At 40.4% G+C, this 16,207-nt stretch carries 17 protein-coding genes; 7 read left to right on the top strand and 10 right to left on the bottom strand.

The annotated features are described in order from the left end of the window. Positions 1 to 5 precede the first annotated feature (5 nt). Genes BMZ55_RS05320 through BMZ55_RS05310 form a run of 3 tightly spaced genes read left to right on the top strand, consistent with a single transcriptional unit; the run spans position 6 to position 3,870 of the window. Positions 6 to 1,016, top strand: a complete 1,011-nt coding sequence (locus BMZ55_RS05320; RefSeq protein WP_089819277.1) for an NAD-dependent epimerase/dehydratase family protein — start codon at positions 6 to 8, stop codon at positions 1,014 to 1,016. After that, a complete protein-coding gene (locus tag BMZ55_RS05315; RefSeq protein WP_089819275.1) occupies positions 1,013 to 2,785 on the top strand; it encodes an AMP-dependent synthetase/ligase in 1,773 nt (590 codons plus the stop codon). The genes BMZ55_RS05320 and BMZ55_RS05315 overlap by 4 nt, the downstream gene beginning before the upstream one ends. A gap of 32 nt (positions 2,786 to 2,817) precedes the next feature. Beyond that, entirely contained in the window at positions 2,818 to 3,870 is a 1,053-nt protein-coding gene (locus BMZ55_RS05310; protein WP_089819273.1) for a diphosphomevalonate decarboxylase, read from the top strand. A 5-nt stretch (positions 3,871 to 3,875) separates the two neighbouring features. Here BMZ55_RS05310 and BMZ55_RS05305 read toward each other — a convergent pair whose 3' ends face one another. The 9 genes from BMZ55_RS05305 to BMZ55_RS05260 form a co-directional block, all read right to left on the bottom strand. After that, the gene (locus tag BMZ55_RS05305) at positions 3,876 to 4,004 is read right to left on the bottom strand and encodes a hypothetical protein (protein WP_316930473.1); all 129 of its coding nucleotides are present in this window, start codon (positions 4,002 to 4,004) and stop codon (positions 3,876 to 3,878) included. 75 nt (positions 4,005 to 4,079) lie between these two features. Then, positions 4,080 to 4,676 (bottom strand): MarC family protein, encoded by a 597-nt coding sequence (locus tag BMZ55_RS05300; protein WP_089819269.1) that lies wholly within the window; start codon positions 4,674 to 4,676, stop codon positions 4,080 to 4,082. A 43-nt stretch (positions 4,677 to 4,719) separates the two neighbouring features. Then, complete coding sequence (locus tag BMZ55_RS05295; protein WP_089819267.1) at positions 4,720 to 6,456, bottom strand: BatD family protein; 1,737 nt, start codon at positions 6,454 to 6,456, stop codon at positions 4,720 to 4,722. After that, complete coding sequence (locus BMZ55_RS05290; RefSeq protein ID WP_089819265.1) at positions 6,456 to 7,196, bottom strand: tetratricopeptide repeat protein; 741 nt, start codon at positions 7,194 to 7,196, stop codon at positions 6,456 to 6,458. Before BMZ55_RS05290 ends, BMZ55_RS05295 begins: the two co-directional genes overlap by 1 nt. An 87-nt stretch (positions 7,197 to 7,283) precedes the next feature. Further along, complete coding sequence (locus BMZ55_RS05285; RefSeq protein ID WP_089819263.1) at positions 7,284 to 8,291, bottom strand: vWA domain-containing protein; 1,008 nt, start codon at positions 8,289 to 8,291, stop codon at positions 7,284 to 7,286. A 318-nt stretch (positions 8,292 to 8,609) separates the two neighbouring features. Then, positions 8,610 to 9,614 (bottom strand): vWA domain-containing protein, encoded by a 1,005-nt coding sequence (locus BMZ55_RS05275; RefSeq protein WP_089819259.1) that lies wholly within the window; start codon positions 9,612 to 9,614, stop codon positions 8,610 to 8,612. Positions 9,615 to 9,624: 10 nt separating this feature from the next. Next, positions 9,625 to 10,524 carry a BatD family protein gene (locus BMZ55_RS05270; RefSeq protein WP_089819257.1) on the bottom strand — a complete coding sequence of 300 codons (900 nt, stop codon included), beginning with the start codon at positions 10,522 to 10,524 and terminating at the stop codon, positions 9,625 to 9,627. Next, the gene (locus BMZ55_RS05265) at positions 10,524 to 11,387 is read right to left on the bottom strand and encodes a DUF58 domain-containing protein (protein WP_089819255.1); all 864 of its coding nucleotides are present in this window, start codon (positions 11,385 to 11,387) and stop codon (positions 10,524 to 10,526) included. Before BMZ55_RS05265 ends, BMZ55_RS05270 begins: the two co-directional genes overlap by 1 nt. Before the next feature lie 74 nt (positions 11,388 to 11,461). Then, entirely contained in the window at positions 11,462 to 12,466 is a 1,005-nt protein-coding gene (locus BMZ55_RS05260; RefSeq protein WP_089819254.1) for an AAA family ATPase, read from the bottom strand. Between the two features lie 266 nt (positions 12,467 to 12,732). On the opposite strand from BMZ55_RS05260, the gene BMZ55_RS05255 reads away from it, so the two are divergent. From BMZ55_RS05255 to BMZ55_RS05240, 4 genes are all read left to right on the top strand, one after another. Further along, on the top strand, positions 12,733 to 13,203 hold the full coding sequence (locus BMZ55_RS05255; RefSeq protein ID WP_039343421.1) for a DinB family protein: 471 nt from the start codon (positions 12,733 to 12,735) through the stop codon (positions 13,201 to 13,203). A gap of 60 nt (positions 13,204 to 13,263) precedes the next feature. Next, complete coding sequence (gene rlmB, locus BMZ55_RS05250; protein ID WP_039343422.1) at positions 13,264 to 14,007, top strand: 23S rRNA (guanosine(2251)-2'-O)-methyltransferase RlmB; 744 nt, start codon at positions 13,264 to 13,266, stop codon at positions 14,005 to 14,007. A gap of 85 nt (positions 14,008 to 14,092) precedes the next feature. Beyond that, positions 14,093 to 14,542 (top strand): GreA/GreB family elongation factor, encoded by a 450-nt coding sequence (locus tag BMZ55_RS05245; RefSeq protein WP_089819252.1) that lies wholly within the window; start codon positions 14,093 to 14,095, stop codon positions 14,540 to 14,542. A gap of 18 nt (positions 14,543 to 14,560) precedes the next feature. Continuing rightward, positions 14,561 to 15,097: a nitroreductase family protein gene (locus BMZ55_RS05240; RefSeq protein WP_089819249.1), complete on the top strand. Its 537-nt coding sequence runs from the start codon at positions 14,561 to 14,563 to the stop codon at positions 15,095 to 15,097. A gap of 61 nt (positions 15,098 to 15,158) precedes the next feature. On the opposite strand, the gene hemB is transcribed toward BMZ55_RS05240, so the two are convergent. Beyond that, a complete protein-coding gene (gene hemB, locus BMZ55_RS05235) occupies positions 15,159 to 16,151 on the bottom strand; it encodes a porphobilinogen synthase (RefSeq protein ID WP_089819247.1) in 993 nt (330 codons plus the stop codon). Between the last annotated feature and the right edge of the window lie 56 nt (positions 16,152 to 16,207).

Below are 16,207 nucleotides of genomic sequence, written 5' to 3'. Positions count from 1 at the left end.
AAAATATGGTTTTAGTCACAGGCGCAACAGGAATTCTCGGCCGCGTTATCGTTTTAGATTTGCTGAAACGCGGTAAAAAAGTGCGGGCAACCAAACGCGCAACGAGCAATTTAAAGGAAGTTGAAAATTCTTACCGTTTTTACACCGAAAATCCAAAAGAATATTTCGACCAGGTCGAATGGTTGGATGTGGATTTCGAAGATATTTTGTCGCTTCAAAACGCGTTGACTGGCATTACGGAAGTTTACCATTGCGCAGCAAAAGTAAGTTTTCATCCGAAGGACCGCCGCGCGATGTACCACACCAATATTGCTGGCACCAGAAACTTACTTTTCGCGATTGAAACTTCTACGGTGAAAAAGTTGTGCTTCGTAAGTTCCACCGCGGTGTTAGACGGCGTTAATGAAAAAGGTGAAGTCACTGAGGATGCCAACTATAATCCGAAAGTTGATCATTCGCCGTACGCACGCTCCAAGCATTTTTCTGAAATGGAAGTCTGGCGTGCATCTGCCGAAGGTTTAAACACAGTAATTCTCAATCCCGGCGTCATTATCGGCAGCGGAAACTGGGAAGCGAGTAGTGGTGAAATGTTCAGCGCTTTAGCAAAATATCCTTACGCCATGAGTGGAAGTTCGGCGTATGTTGATGTTCGCGATGTTGCTGAAATTGCTGTGAAACTGATGGAAAAAGAAGTTTTCGATGAAAGATTTATCGTCATTTCATCGACAGAAAGACTGTTGGAAGTTTCAAACTTTGTGCGGCAAAAACTCCGCAAATCAAAAGCGAAGCTTATACCAGATTATATTCTTAAAATCGGCTATTTTTTGAACATTATTTTAGGTTGGCTTTTTCCGAAACTTCGTATGCTGAATAAAGTGAACTTGGAAACTGTAACGTCGCATCACGTGGTTTCCAGCGAAAAAATAAAAAAAGAACTCAATTACAAATTTATACCGGTTTTCGAAAGTCTCAACTTTCACCTGAAAAACTATATCTCTGATCACCCGTCATTATGAATATTGCAGAATTTTTAAACTCAAATAGCGAAAAATACCCTACAAAATCCGCAATCGGCTTTAAGAAAAAAGATAAGTGGATGGAAATTTCCTGGCCGGTTTTCCGCCGTTCCGTTTTCAAAACAGGGAATGCTTTGCTGAACGCCGGAATTGCAGAAGGTGACCTTGTCGCCATTTACTCTGATAATTCGGCGGAATGGATCACTTTTGACCTTGCTATTTTATCCATTGGCGCTATCACAGTGCCGATTTATTCTACCAATAATAAAGAACAAGCGCAATATATTTTGGAAGAATCGGAATGCAAAATAATTTTGGTAGGAAATCAGGAACAATACGATGCAGCTTTTGAAATTTTAGAAAATAGCCGCTTTTTGCAGCAAATAATTGTGGCAAAAAAATCAATCTGGATTAAAAAAGAAACCAGCCAGTATCTGGAAGATTTCATTAAAAAAAGTACGGACGAGCTTGAAATTTCACCGAAAAATAATGAAGATTTAGCCACCATAATTTACACTTCCGGCACCACCGGCGTTCCGAAAGGCGTCATGATTACGCACGGAAATTTTCACCAGTCGGTGAAAGCGCATTTTGATTTTTTCAAATTTACAAATTTCGAAAATGAAACTTCACTGGCCTTTTTACCGCTCACGCACATCTTTGAGCGCAGCTGGACTTTGCTCGCATTATCAGGCGGTGCAAAGGTTTATTTCCTGGAAAATACCAAATTAATCGCCAGTGCTTTATCGGAAATAAAACCAACAATTATGTGTGCCGTGCCGCGGTTTTACCAAAAAATTTACGCCGGCGTCCACGAAATGGCAAATTCCAGTTCCGCGACGAAAAAGAAAATTTTTAACTGGGCGCTGGAAACAGGAAGTCAGGTTGCAGAGCTGAAAAGATTGGATCAGAATATTCCGTTTTCGCTTCAAATAAAAAATTCGCTAGCGGGAATGCTTGTTTTTAATAAAATTAAAAACAAAATGGGCGGAAACCTTTGGTTTATGCCGTGTGGCGGCGCTTCGGTTTCGCCGGAGGTCACGCGCTTTTTCGATGCAATTGGAATTCACATCACGGTCGGTTACGGACTTACCGAAACTACCGCGACTTTGACGGCTTTTCCGTTTAAACATTACGTTCACGGTTCCGCTGGAATTCCGCTGGGCGACACTAAAATTAAAATTGGTGAAAACGATGAAATTTTAGCAAAAGGCAGCGGAATAATGAAAGGCTATTATAAAAAACCTGAGGAAACAGCAGAAGTTTTCACCGAAGACGGCTGGTTCCGAACAGGTGACGCTGGTAAATTTGACGAAGCCGGAAATCTGTATATTACGGACCGCATCAAGGATTTAATGAAAACCTCGAACGGAAAATATGTCGCTCCGCAACCGATTGAAAACCTTCTTTCAAACAACAACTACATCAACCAGGTAATGGTGATTGCAGAAGGAAAACCGTACGTTACGGCGATGATTATCCCAAATTTTGAAGCTTTAAAAGACCAGCTTTCCAAAATGAATATCCCTTTTACGACTTGGAAAGAAATTGTAAATCTTGAAAAAATTAAGGAGTTTTACAGCCAAAAAATTGAAGAGATTCAGCAGAATCTGTCCGGTTTTGAAAAAATCAAAAAATTCGTCTTAATGTCGTCAGAATTTGAGATTACGACGGGCGAAATTACACCGACGCTAAAAGTGAAGAGAAATGTTGTGATGCAGAAATATGCAGATTTAGTAGATAAAATGTATAATTCTTCGGCACATTAAGGCCTTTTTTTTAAAATGTTAAAACGCAAAAAATGAGTGAATTTACCGGTAAAAAATCTTTTGAAATCAGTGACCAAAAAGTTACCGAAAGCTGCCCGTCCAATATTGCTTTAATTAAATATTGGGGCAAATACGAAAACCAGATTCCGGCAAATCCGAGCATTTCCTACACTTTGCAAATATGTAAAACGAATACGGAAATGGAGTTTTTTGCGGATGAAAAATTTTCGGTAGAAACTTATCTTGCCGGAAAAGAAGAACCAAAATTCGCGGAGAAAATCGAGAATTATTTTAAAAAAATCGAGGAATATTTACCCTGGATTTTAAAAGGAAAATATATCATTAAAACTGAAAATACATTTCCGCACAGCTCCGGAATTGCAAGTTCGGCTTCAGGTTTTGGCGCTATTGCGAAATGTCTGTTGCGTTTGGATGATTCCTTTTCCGGTTGTAATGACCCGAAATTCTCCTTGAAAAAAGCCAGTTTTTTAGCAAGACTTGGCAGTGGAAGTGCGTGCCGAAGTCTTTATAATGGTTTGGTGGTTTGGGGCGAAACTGTGGAAGTTGACGGAAGTTCGGATCTTTTTGCGACTCCATATCCAAGCGAGAAAATTCACGAAATTTTCCGAAGTTTTAATGATTGGGTTTTGCTCATTCACGAAGGCGAAAAATCCGTAAGTTCCAGTGTTGGTCACGGTTTGATGAATACAAATCCGTACGCGGAAAGACGTTTTCAGGAAGCCCACGAAAGTTTTTCAAAACTGAAAAATATCCTCAAATCAGGCGATATAAATAGTTTTATTAAACTGGTGGAACACGAAGCGCTGACACTTCACGCCATGATGATGGTGAGCGATCCGGCCTTTATTTTAATGAAAACCGGAACTTTAGCTGTTATCAATAAAATCTGGGATTTCCGGAAAAAAACTGGTTTACCGCTCTTTTTTACGCTTGATGCAGGTGCGAATGTCCACCTTTTGTTTCCGGCAAACGAGAAAGAGGATGTACTTCAAGAATTTATTATCAAAGAATTGCTGCAACACACGCAAAATAACGGTGTTGTAAAAGATGTGATGAAGTTTTAGCAGTATTATTTTTTCTGCGCCAAACGGCTCATCGTGTGAAGAACGTAAATCACGATAATTCCCAGAATTGCCGCAGATATAGAAAGGATGAATTTTGAATTTTCTTCATGCCAGAAACCAAGATTCCATTCCATTCTGTACAGGTTGAAACTTATAAAAATTACAAAAAGCGCTAAGAATATTTTATAAAAGAGTTGCATTTTTCCTGATTAAAATTTAACGTACGTTGAAAAAAGTTGGGCGAAATTTGCGGTAAATAATTTTATGGAAATTGCCAGCAAAATAATACCAAAAACCTTCTGTAAAACCTGCAAAGTACCGTCTCCCAATTTGTTTTCGAGCCAGTTTGCTGATTTCAGTACCAAATATACGAAAATTGTGTTGAGAATGATGCCTGCAATAATGTTGATATCGTGATACTCCGCGCGAAGTGAAAGCGTTGTAGTTAATGTTCCGGCGCCCGCAATCAAGGGAAATGCGATGGGCACAATCGAAGCAGATTTTGACTCCGCATTTTTCTGGATTTCAATTCCTAAAATCATTTCAATTGCGATGATAAAAATGACGAAAGCACCTGCGATCGCGAAGGAATTCACGTCAACACCGATTAGTTTTAAAATATTATTCCCGATAAACAGAAACGCAATCATTAGAATTCCGGCAACTATCGTTGCACGTTCCGCTTCAATTTTGCCGAATTTCTTTTTCAGACCCACGATTATTGGTACGGAACCAACTATATCAATGACAGCAAAAAGAATCATGGTCGCGGTGAGCGTTTCTTTCACAGAGAAAAATTCAAACATTTTCTGGTTTTATTAATTTCGCAAAAATATAAAAAATAAATGATTATTTGTTAATGTCTGAAAATATTGTTTTGATGGCTTCAAACAACTCCTGAATTTCTTCGTCTGAACGAATTGGTGAATATTTTTCCATCTGAATACGCTCTGAAAGATTGCGGTATTTTTCCGTAAAATATGAGCCTTTCGCTGCTTCCAGCTGACTTCTGAAAGCTTTGTCGTCGGTTACACCATAAATCGCCATTGCCTCGCGCAACAGCTCTTCGTAGGTTGAAAAGAAGGTTGAATAATCTTTGCGATCTTTTAGAATTTTTAAATATTGTATATTTTCTTCGAGGTGATTGACCATTTTTTTGCGAATCACCTCTTCGGTTTCAGCAATCGAAGAAATTGGCTGTAAAACGGGTGTTTTTTTCAGTTTCTTCTTTTCGTTTTTTCTGATGACAAGGAAAAACAGCATGGCGAAAGTGCTGAGCAAAGCCAGGTTGCCGGCAACAATTTTCCAGTTGATATTTTCTTTCTCCTGAACCTTTAAATGTTTGGTCTGCAAAACCGGTGTGTTTACCGTTTCCAAGACATTGTTCGTGTAATCATTTACTTTTTCTAAAGTAGATTTTGCTTCCGCAATTTGCTGCGGCGTTTTAACATCAAGTTCGAGTTGCTGAACGCCCAAATCGGTGTAGGTTTGAAGCGCAGGATCGAAGAATGAAAAATCTTCAAATTTTACCCGTATTAAGCCGGTTTTTTTCGGAACTACCACATATTCGGAACTTACAAAACCGGTAAGACCTTTTTCTTTGGCCGATGATTGCACGGTGATTTTCGGTTCGTAGAAGATATAATCCGGTGACTGCTCCAGTTTCGGCAAAACCAATGATTCTATATTTCCTTTTCCGGAAACTTTCAAAACAATACTGAGTGGTTTATCGATTTCCAAAAGCTGATCACCATTTTTTCTGCTGAGTTCCACGGCAAAGTTGCCCACCGCATTTTTATAGGTTTCCGGCATTCCAGCAGGAAGTTTTTTCACCTTAATCTTCACCGGATTTGATGAAATTGTTACCGGTGTAGATTTTGGGGAAAAAGAGGCCGAAATGGGCATGATTTCTACCGCGCCGGCTTCTTTCGGGAAAATCATGAACACGCCGATTACCTGTGAGGCAATACCTTCGCGCGATTCAATCTCCGATTTTGCAAATGAAACCGGTTTGATGTTCATGTTTCTTTGCGAACTCGGGTGTATTCTGCCGACTTTCCTGAAGTTGTTGTAATTCCGGCTGTAAGCGCGCAATACCGCGGTTACCGGTTGGTTTTTATAGACTTCTTTATCCTGAACTTCTAGGTTAAGGTAAAGATCATCACTATCGTTATTGTCCGCGACAGTCTGGCTGCGTTCGCTATCTTTTACGGTAACATCGAAAGGTTCGGTTTTGTAGATTTTTCCATTTACCGTTACGAGTACGGAACCGATTTTCACTTTACCGGCATGCTTTGGCGCCAAAACCCACTGATAAACCAGCTGATCGATGATTGTTCCTTTCTGACGATCAAGTTCAATGATATTGCGTTCCGAGGCGCTGCCGATGATGTCAAATTTCGAAAGATCGGGCGCCTGCAGCGGAGTTTCCTGCTCCATATTTTCACCACTGATTTCCAAAAGCACCGTCAGCTTAAAACGCTGATTCACTTTCAGGTCTTTCACTTCCGAAATCGCCAGTTTTACCTGACCATAGCCAAGTACCGCGAGAAAGAGAAATAATATGTGGGGGATTTTTTTATGCATTACCAATCCTTCTCATTGCTTTGCGGCATCGAATAGGAGTTTTTATTTAGAATTCTTTTGGCGGTTTCGCGTTCCTTGTTGCCAACGCGGTTTAGAATTGCGTCTTCTAAATCTTTTGGCATTTTACCAGAGTTTTCGCCTTTTCCTTTGTTTTCATCTTTTCCGTCGCCTTCACCTTTTCCTTGCTGGCCGGCACCTTCCTGTTTCTCTGGCTGATCGCCTTTTTCGTTACCCTTGTTTTGATCTTTATTTTTGTCGTCACCGCCGCCACCGGATTGGTTTTTCTGATTTTTTTGCTGCTGCTTTTCCTTTTCTTTCAGCATTGCAATTTCATAATTCTTCCGGATGATTTCGTTGTAAGGATCCTGTTTCAGGGATTGTTTGTAGAGTTCTGCAGCTTTTTTGGTGTTGTCCTGCTGCATATAACTGTTGCCAAGATTGTACAGCGCCGCACTTTTGTCGGGTAAAGTGGTGGCTAATTTTTCTGCTTTTTCAAACTCTGCCTGCGCTTCTTCGTACATTTTTCTTTTGTACAAAGCGTTGCCAAGGTTATAATGAGCGGTAAATTCTTTTTCATTAAGTTTTGCAGCCTCCATGTACTTGCTGGACGCCGATTCATAATTTTGTTGGTCAAATTCCTGATTACCCTTGTATACGAGCGTATTGTAGTTTTCCTGTGCTGAAAGAAAGACCGCGCCGAACGTAAACAAAAGGAGTGCAAAAAGTAAATTTAAATTCATCACTGCAAAAATATTCCTTTATATGTTAAAGTGCACGAGACGAATTGTTAAATTTGGGTTAAATAATGAGAAATCAAGGTGTTTCACCTAAATATTAAATTCGCCGCGCGGATTGAAAAGAAATATCAGCAGAAAAAAGAAGACTGAAACGGCCAGAAAATATTGGTAATAATGAATGGCGTTATTCGATTTTACAAAGCTTTCAGATGAGTTTGCAGAAGCCTTCAAACCATCGATGATTTGCGACGTTGCGCTTTCCAGATTATTACCATCAACGTAAGTACCGCCGGTGGATTCAGCAATATTTTTCAGGGCTAAAGTCTGCCTTTTTGAAATCACGGTTTGTCCCGTAATATCTGTTTTATAGCCCATGAGCTGCCCGAAAACATATTCCGGAATTGGTGCGCCTTCTTCAGAACCAACCCCCACGGTGATTACCGAAATTCCTTCATTTCTTGCCAGTTTAACGGCAGATTTTTCATTTCCTTCATTATCCTCCCCGTCGCTTAGCAGGATTACTTTTCGCGCGCCGGGCGGAATATTTTTAAATTTTTCAACCACGCGCTGCATTCCCTGCAAAAAATCGGTGCCCTGTGTTTTGATGATGCTGGTTTCCACACCGCCGAGATAGGTTTCTACCGCTGTAAAATCCGTAGTTAAAGGCATAATTGAAGTTGCATCACCGGCGAAAACCACAATTCCAACTTTGTCGTTGGTCATTTTATTCATCGTGTTTACGATGATGTTTTTTGCTTCTTCGAGGCGGTTCGGCGCGATGTCCTGCGCGTTCATGGAATTGGAAACATCGAGCATAAAAATGACGTTATTCATTTTCTGCTTGCTTTTCACTTCCTCGGAACCGCTTAAAACATCGACGATTGAAATGATGAGAAATAAAGTTCCAAGCAGGTAAAAGATCGGCAGCCACATTGAAAAAGCACTTTTTTTGGTAAAAAGTTCCTGCTGAAAACGTGCGACTGCAAAAACTGCTTTGCGGCGGTTTTTCCATTTTACGTACTGAAACATAATGATTCCCAGCAGCGGCAAAAGCAACAGCAAAAGTAAATACCAGTTATTTCCTAAAGTCCAGTTCATTTAAGTATTTCGCAATAAAAAGCTTTTTCTAAAATGAAAAAATAAGCCGTTTGAGGGCGAATTTTTGATGTTTTTATTTAAGTTGAAAAATACGCCGTTTTATGGCTGAATTTTCAGATTTTTCTAAAATTAAAAAATATGCCTTTTTAGGGGCGAATTTTGGTTTTGGTTAAAGTCAAAAAAAATGCCGAAAGAACGGTAAATTTTTCTTCTAGCCCCGATTGCAGCGGCATCCCCGCCGCGGCGGGATACAGCGGAAAGCGGGTTAAAATCTTCGGGAGATGCGAAAACTGTCTTGCTCCTAAAAATTACCATCTTTCAGCTTAAAAATTTATAAAAAACCCAACGCATCAGCGCGTCTAAAACCAGCGTCGCCAAAGCAATCCAAAGGAAAATTCGGAAATATTCCTGGTAATTGTAGAGTTTTGTCATTTTCAAATCAGATTTTTCCAGCTGATTAATTTCGTCGTAAACGTCCTCCAAACTTTTGTTGGACGTTGCGCGGAAATATTTTCCACCGGTTGTCTTCGCAATTTCGCGTAATACCGGTTCATCAATTTTCACTTCTTCTTCGGTAAAAACCAGATCGCCAAAAATATCAGTTCGCGTCGGCATTAGCGCGTATCCATTCGTTCCGATTCCAATCGAATACACTTTGATGTCGTTGCTTCGCGCAAGCTCCGAACCAACTTGCGTTGGCATCGCATTTTCGATGGTGTTCACGCCATCTGTCATCAAAATAATAATTTTCGACTTCGCTTTGCTGTCTTTAAGATGGCTGACGGCGACCGAAAGTCCTTCGCCAATTGCTGTTCCGGGCTGAAGTTCAAGCGGATTCAGCTGGTCCAGTTCATCCATCACCACGGAATGGTCCGAAGTTACGGGAACTTTGGTAAAAGCCTCGCCGGAATAAATCACCAAACCAATACGGTCGCCAGGTCTTTGGGTCACAAATTTTTTCGCAATTTTCTGCAGCGCGGTAAGTCGGTCCGGTTCCAGATCTTTCGCCAGCATACTCAGCGAAACGTCTACGGACAGCATAATATCAATTCCTTGACTTTCATCCTGATTTTGCGAAATGGTGAAGGAACGCGGCCGTGCCAAAGCGATAATCAGCGCAGAAAGTATAATATATTTCGAGATTTTCAGCAGAAATAAAACGAACAAAATTCCCTTGTTTTCCTGCATATTTTCTGTCGACGGAACCGTAATTCCTGTTGGCGCTTTTTTGCGCCAGTCCCGCAGAAAGAGTGGAATAAAAACTGCAAAAAGCAGTAAAAACCACGGGCTGTAAAATTCGAAATTCAGAAAATCAAAAGTCATAATTTTTTATTTACACGCCGTTTCGCAGTTGCTCGGTTTCTAAATCTTTGGTTGATGTTTTCACGAAATTCCGTAAACGGTCAAAATCTTCCTGCATATCTTTCTGGTCCGGGAAAATTTTTGCAAATTTTACTAAATCACCGCGTAAAAAAATGTCTTCCACGATTTTTTCGTTTTCCGGTGAAATGGCGTTGTTGACTTTCAGCACATCGATGAGATCGTCGGTGAGCAAAACATCAGCAGGAATTTTATATTGTTTGGTGATGAAATTTCGGGAAATATCCAATAATTCCACATAAAAAAGCCGGTAATTTCCACTTTCGATATATTTCTTTTTTTTCAGCTGGTCCAGCTGTTTGAGAGTTTGGTTCGTCATCACCGCGGGTGAAGATTTTTGCCGTTTCGCATATTTTACGATCTGATAAATCACAAAGATCAGCGCCAGAAGAATCAGCGCGCCTAAAATATACCATTTGTAAAGTTCCCAATAATCACGGACATCCAGATTTACTTCTTTGTTTTTCATGATGTCATTAATTACATCGCCTTTCTGCGCGGTGTTTATAACCTCAACTTCGTAGGGAATGGTGTGGTATAATTTGCCGCCGATTTTAAAATCAAGCGCGGGAATGGTGAATTTCCCTTCTTCGAAAACAGCAAATTCTATAATTCGATCGTAGGTTTCAGCTTTTTTATCAATGCTGTCTTTAATTTCTTCAAAATGGAAAGGCAGCAGCTCATTTTGAGGTGCAGCCTGCACGTCTTTAGCCTGTAAATCGGTAATCTGAATGCGTAAAATCCCGGGTTCGCCCAAAGCCAGCGTTTGCTTGTCAAGCTTTGAGCTGAGTGTTTGTGAAAAGGTAAAAACACTGCTAAAAATAAACAGCAGAATGGCTAAATTTTTCAAAATTATCTTTTTCTAAAATATTGGTACAGCGATTTCGCGTAATCGTCGCCGGTACTGATGTTGAGTAACGCTGCGGAGGAACTTTCGAAATCTTCGGTGAGTTGATTTAGTTTTTGCTTTTGTTTTTCAGCAAATTCATAACGCCAGCGCGCGCTGGAAGTATTTGCCCAAATTTGCTGACCGGTTTCGGCATTTTTAAAAAGCGCATAACCTACATCAGGAATTTCTACATCTTTAGAATCGAAAACGCGCAAGCCCAAAAGCTGATGTTTTCTAGCCGCTACACGAAGCATCTTTAAATCATAAGCATCTTCAAAATCTGAAAAAAGAAAAATTAAAGACCTTTTTTTGAAAATCGTCATCATATATTCCAGGGCAGATTCCAGTTTTGCTTGGGCAGGAACGTAATCTACGCTCAGCAAAGTGCTGATAATCGCCAGAATATGTTTCCGGCCTTTTTGCGGCGGAATCACTTTGTAAACTTTGTCGGCGTATAAAATCAAGCCGACTTTATCATTATTTCCGGCAGCGGAAAAACCGACGCTTGCGGCGATTTCTGCTACAAATTCTCTTTTCAGCTGCGTTTGCGTTCCGTAATCCATGGAGGCGGAAATATCCACCAAAAGCATCATCGTCAACTCGCGTTCTTCTTCCATCACTTTGACGAAAGGTTCGCGGAAGCGCGCAGTTTTATTCCAGTCGATGCGGCGGATTTCGTCACCAAACTGGTATGGCCGGACTTCTGAAAACGTCATTCCCTGACCTTTAAACGCGCTGTGGTATTGACCCATCAAAGTAGCCTCGGACTTTTTCTTCGTCCGGATTTCGATCTGTTTTACTTTTTTGATAATGTCTTTAATTTCCATTGCAATTGGAGCGCAAGTATTTTCGAAATTTTTTGCCGTTTTAAGGGCAAATTTTTTGGTTTTAATAATAGATCTTATGGTGCCTGAATTTTTCCGAGTATTTTGTCAATAATTTGGTCTGACGTAATTTCCTCAGCTTCAGCTTCGAAACTTAAACCGATACGGTGACGCAAAACGTCTTTCGCGATTTCTTTCACATCTTCCGGAATTACAAAAGCGCGATTTTTCAAAAATGCCATGGCACGCGCTGCAATTGATAGATTGATGGAAGCCCGCGGTGAGGCACCGAAACTGATATAATTTTTCAAATCTCCGAGACCGTATTTATCCGGGAAGCGTGTGGCGAAAACCATATCGAGAATATATTTTTCAATTTTTTCGTCGAGGTAAATCTGGTTGATGAGTTTTTTAGCTTCGGTGATATGATCCAGGGAAATCACGGGATTGATGACTGGCTGATGCGAGCTTGCAACCATCTTCATAATCTGTCTTTCTGCTTCGAAATCCGGATAAGTGATGGTGCATTTCAGCATAAACCGGTCGCTTTGGGCTTCCGGCAAAAGATAAGTTCCTTCCTGATCAATCGGGTTTTGTGTAGCTAAAACCAGAAATGGTTTTGGTAAAGGCATGGTTTCATCACCGATGGTTACCTGCTTTTCCTGCATGGCTTCCAAGAGCGCCGACTGTACTTTTGAAGGCGCACGGTTAATCTCATCAGCCAACACGAAATTCGCAAAAATTGGCCCTTTTTTGATGGAAAAATCGTTGTCTTTTATGCTGTAAATCATCGTTCCCACTACATCCGCGGGCAAAAGATCCGGCGTGAACTGAATGCGGGAAAAATTTCCGTGTACCGCATCAGACAAAGTTTTAATCGCTAAAGTTTTTGCCAAACCAGGAACACCTTCAAGCAAAACGTGGCCGTTGCCCAGAAGACCGATCAGAAGGCGATCTACCATATATTCCTGTCCGATAATTGCTTTGTTGATTTCCTGCCTTAAAAGCGAAAAAAAGTAATTTTGTTCTCTTACTTTTTCTGTTAACAATCTGATATCTTCTGCTTGATTGAGTTCTGACATAGAGGTGTGCGGTTTAAAGTGTAAATTTCCAATATTTACGCACACCAATCAACACAATTAATGCCAACGAAGCGTTAAAGTTTGTTAATGTTCCCTGCCAAAGCGACTTACAATAATTTTTCAGATTTTGAATTCACCAAAAATTTGCCCGTTTAGCGGCAAATAAATTTGATTTTGATAGAAGGTAACAACCTCGATAAAGCGCGGAAAGTCTTGTCATTTTCAGTTAATTACTCTACTTTTGAGATTCTAAAAATTATGGCAAAATGAATTATCATTTTCAGGCACACCGGCAAGTTCGCTTGAATCTGCTGGAAATCCTGCGCGAAACTTCGCAGCGGGATCTGGTGCTGATCCCGGACGGTTTTAATAATAACATTTACTGGAACATTGCGCACGTGGTGGCTACGCAGCAGCTGCTGTGCTATTATCTGAGCGGAAATCCGTTTCGGATTGATAAATACTGGATTGAAACCTACAAAAAAGGAACTTTACCCAACCTCAACGTTCAACAATCGGAAGTTGACGATTTGGCGTATTTGCTGACGGAAACATCGAAAATTTTAATTAAAGATTACGACGCGGATTTCTTTTCAGATTATACGCCTTATACCACGAGTTTTGGCCTGGATCTGAAAAATATTCAGGATGCAATTATTTTTAACAATATGCACGAAAGCCAGCATCTGGGCTATGTGATGGCGCAAAAACGCGCGATAATAGGAGAACAGTTTTAGATTCGTAAATTTGCCGCAGTAAAAAAGCAAAAAAATGCCTTTTCAGCAACGAAAAAATAAATGAAAGAAGATTTTATATTTGGCCTGCGACCGGTCATTGAAGCTATTGAAGCAGGAAAAACAGTAGATAAAGTGTTTTTGCAAAATGCTTTGCAAGGTCCTATTTATGCGGAATTAAAAGCCTTGCTCACGAAGCATAAAATTCGCCCGAACTACGTTCCGGTTGAAAAATTAAACCGTTTTACCCGGAAAAATCACCAGGGTGTGGTGGCTTTTATTTCTGATGTGCCATTTCATTCCATTGAAAATGTTTTACCAGAAATTTTTGAGGCCGGAAAGACTCCTTTTTTGCTGATTCTTGATCGGCTGACGGATGTTCGAAACTTTGGTGCAATTTGTCGGACTGCCGAATGTGCTGGCGTAGACGCGGTAATTATTCCGGAAAAGGGTGGTGCGCCGCTAAATTCGGACGCGATAAAAACTTCAGCGGGAGCAATTTATAACCTTAAAATTTGTAAGGAAAAAAATCTGGCGCATGCGGTGGATTTTTTACAGCAATCTGGAGTGCAGGTTTTTTCTGCGACCGAAAAAGCGCAGAAGTTGATTTATGATGTAGATTTTACGCAGCCTTGCGCGCTGGTGATGGGGAACGAAGAAACCGGAATTTCAAAAGAAGTTTTACACCATTCCAATGAAAAAATTAAACTTCCAATAGCTGGTAAAACACAGTCGCTGAACGTTTCTGTGGCGTGTGGTGCTATTTTATATGAAGCTTTACGCCAGAAAATGACTTCCGGACTTTAGCGAAAAGCTTTAAAAATTTTAGGCTTTAAATTTGCAAACAGGTTTACTGAAAACGATTGTTATCTTTAATTGAAAAGAAAGCGGTATGCAGAAAAATACCTTAATAAAAAGTGACGTACGCAGTCACATTCAAAATATAATTATTCAGAAAATCGAGAAGCTCGAGCGTTTCATGGAATTTACTCTGGAAGCGAGCCGCGAGATAAAAAAAACTCCGAAATACGATTCGATACGCGAGGAAATGCAGGAGGAGATTTACCAGATGCAAAAGCAAATGGCTTCGCTGAACCATCTTCGGCGAAATCTCGGAAAAGTGCTGAACACACCAACCGAGCGCGTTCAGGTTGGTTCCATAGTTTTCACCAACAAAGCGCGGTTTTATATTTCGGTGTCGCTGGGTGAATTCTTTTTTGAAGGCGACCGTTTTTATGCGATTTCTGAAGAAAGCCCGATGGCGAAAACAATGTTTGGAAAAAAGCCGGGCGATGCATTTGTCCTAAATAATATCAGCCAGGTCATTGAACAGATCTGGTAAAAATTTCCCTCTCTTTACATGAAAAATTCCGAAATTCTAAAAACCATCATTGAAAACCGAAAAAGCATTTTTCCAAAATCTTACAGCGGTGGTAACATCGAAAAAAATATTTTGGAGGAAATTTTAAACTCAGCCAAGCTTGCACCCAGCCACAAGCGCACGAAGCCCGGCCGTTTCAAGGTTTTTGAAGGTGAGGAAAAATTAGAACTCGCAAGAAAAATGGCTGCTATTTACAAGGAAAGTACACCTGAAAACCTGTTTTTGGAAAAAAAATATAATGACATCAGCCTGAAAGCCGAGCAGGCGAGTGCTGTTGTCGTTATCAATGCGAATTTCAGCGGACTCGTACCAGAATGGGAAGAAGTTGCTTCTGTAGCGATGGGTGTGCAAAATATGTACTTGTCCGCAACAGCGCACGGAATCGGCTGTTATTGGAGTACACCGAAAATCATTAATTATCTTTCAGATTATCTGAATTTGGAAGAAAACCAGAAATGTCTGGGATTATTTTATCTGGGAAATTTGCCGGAAATAGCGGAAGAAAATTTTCTCTAAAACGCTAAACCTCAAAACAAAAAAAAGAGCCTTAAAAAGCTCTTTTTTTTGTTTTTCTATTTTAATTATTTAAAAGCATTGCGGCTTCTTTTGCGGCGTAAGTGAAAATCATATCGGCACCGGCGCGTTTAATGCACGTTAAACTTTCGATAATTGCTTTGTCATTATCCAGCCAGCCGTTTTGTGCAGCAGCTTTCAACATGGCATATTCGCCACTGACGTTATATACTGCAATTGGCAGATCAATCATTTCACGAACTTTTGAAACGATGTCTAAATATGGTATTCCCGGTTTAATCATAATGATATCGGCTCCTTCCGCGACGTCTTTTAAAACTTCATCTAAAGCTTCACGAGAATTATGGAAATCCATCTGATAGGTTTTTTTATCTTTTGGAATATCCTGATTTTCTTTCGGTGCAGAATCCAGTGCGGTACGGAAAGGCCCGTAAAAAGAGCTCGCATATTTAGCAGCGTAGCTTAAAATTCCTACATCGGTAAATCCGTTTTCTTCAAGTCCCGTGCGGATTGCCGAAACACGACCGTCCATCATATCGCTAGGCGCCATAATATCAGCACCAGCTTCGGCAAGTGAAACGGACATTTTTACAAGCGCGCCATTGGTAGCGTCATTATCAATTTTTCCTTTGGTGATAATTCCGTCGTGGCCGTACATCGAATAAGGATCCAAAGCAACGTCAGGCATCACAACCATTTCCGGCACGGCGTCTTTAATCGCTTTGATGGTATTTTGCATCAATCCGTTTGGGTTCCAGGCTTCTTTTCCGGAATTGTCCTTTAAATCTTCGGAAACTTTCATATATAAATTGACGCCTTTAATGCCTAAAGAAAAAAGTTCGCGGCATTCCTGAACGGTCAGGTCAATTGAGCGCCGGAAAATTCCCGGCATTGCGGAAATTGGTTCCTGTTTTTGTGAACCTTCCATTACAAAAATTGGCATTACAAAATCGTTTGTCGTAAGTACGGTTTCCTGTACAAGTGCGCGCAAAGCAGGTGTGGTACGTAGTCTTCTATTTCTGGAGTTGATTATCATAAGGTTGGAATAATAATTGATTTATCGCTTGCAAATTTAACTATAGTTTGCTGAAA

Origin of the sequence: Kaistella treverensis (assembly GCF_900114045.1) — a bacterium.
Classification (GTDB): Bacteria; Bacteroidota; Bacteroidia; order Flavobacteriales; family Weeksellaceae; genus Kaistella; species Kaistella treverensis.
Note: the sequence above shows the minus strand (reverse complement) of the source record. Positions and strands in the feature narration are given on the sequence as shown.

Coding starts and splice junctions, on each gene's coding strand:
- BMZ55_RS05320 (WP_089819277.1), top strand. CDS start 6: ATGGTTTTAGTCACAGGCGCAACAGGAATTCTCGGCCGCGTTATCGTT.
- BMZ55_RS05315 (WP_089819275.1), top strand. CDS start 1,013: ATGAATATTGCAGAATTTTTAAACTCAAATAGCGAAAAATACCCTACA.
- BMZ55_RS05310 (WP_089819273.1), top strand. CDS start 2,818: ATGAGTGAATTTACCGGTAAAAAATCTTTTGAAATCAGTGACCAAAAA.
- BMZ55_RS05305 (WP_316930473.1), bottom strand. CDS start 4,004: ATGGAATGGAATCTTGGTTTCTGGCATGAAGAAAATTCAAAATTCATC.
- BMZ55_RS05300 (WP_089819269.1), bottom strand. CDS start 4,676: ATGTTTGAATTTTTCTCTGTGAAAGAAACGCTCACCGCGACCATGATT.
- BMZ55_RS05295 (WP_089819267.1), bottom strand. CDS start 6,456: ATGCATAAAAAAATCCCCCACATATTATTTCTCTTTCTCGCGGTACTT.
- BMZ55_RS05290 (WP_089819265.1), bottom strand. CDS start 7,196: ATGAATTTAAATTTACTTTTTGCACTCCTTTTGTTTACGTTCGGCGCG.
- BMZ55_RS05285 (WP_089819263.1), bottom strand. CDS start 8,291: ATGAACTGGACTTTAGGAAATAACTGGTATTTACTTTTGCTGTTGCTT.
- BMZ55_RS05275 (WP_089819259.1), bottom strand. CDS start 9,614: ATGACTTTTGATTTTCTGAATTTCGAATTTTACAGCCCGTGGTTTTTA.
- BMZ55_RS05265 (WP_089819255.1), bottom strand. CDS start 11,387: ATGGAAATTAAAGACATTATCAAAAAAGTAAAACAGATCGAAATCCGG.
- BMZ55_RS05260 (WP_089819254.1), bottom strand. CDS start 12,466: ATGTCAGAACTCAATCAAGCAGAAGATATCAGATTGTTAACAGAAAAA.
- BMZ55_RS05255 (WP_039343421.1), top strand. CDS start 12,733: ATGAATTATCATTTTCAGGCACACCGGCAAGTTCGCTTGAATCTGCTG.
- rlmB (WP_039343422.1), top strand. CDS start 13,264: ATGAAAGAAGATTTTATATTTGGCCTGCGACCGGTCATTGAAGCTATT.
- BMZ55_RS05245 (WP_089819252.1), top strand. CDS start 14,093: ATGCAGAAAAATACCTTAATAAAAAGTGACGTACGCAGTCACATTCAA.
- BMZ55_RS05240 (WP_089819249.1), top strand. CDS start 14,561: ATGAAAAATTCCGAAATTCTAAAAACCATCATTGAAAACCGAAAAAGC.
- hemB (WP_089819247.1), bottom strand. CDS start 16,151: ATGATAATCAACTCCAGAAATAGAAGACTACGTACCACACCTGCTTTG.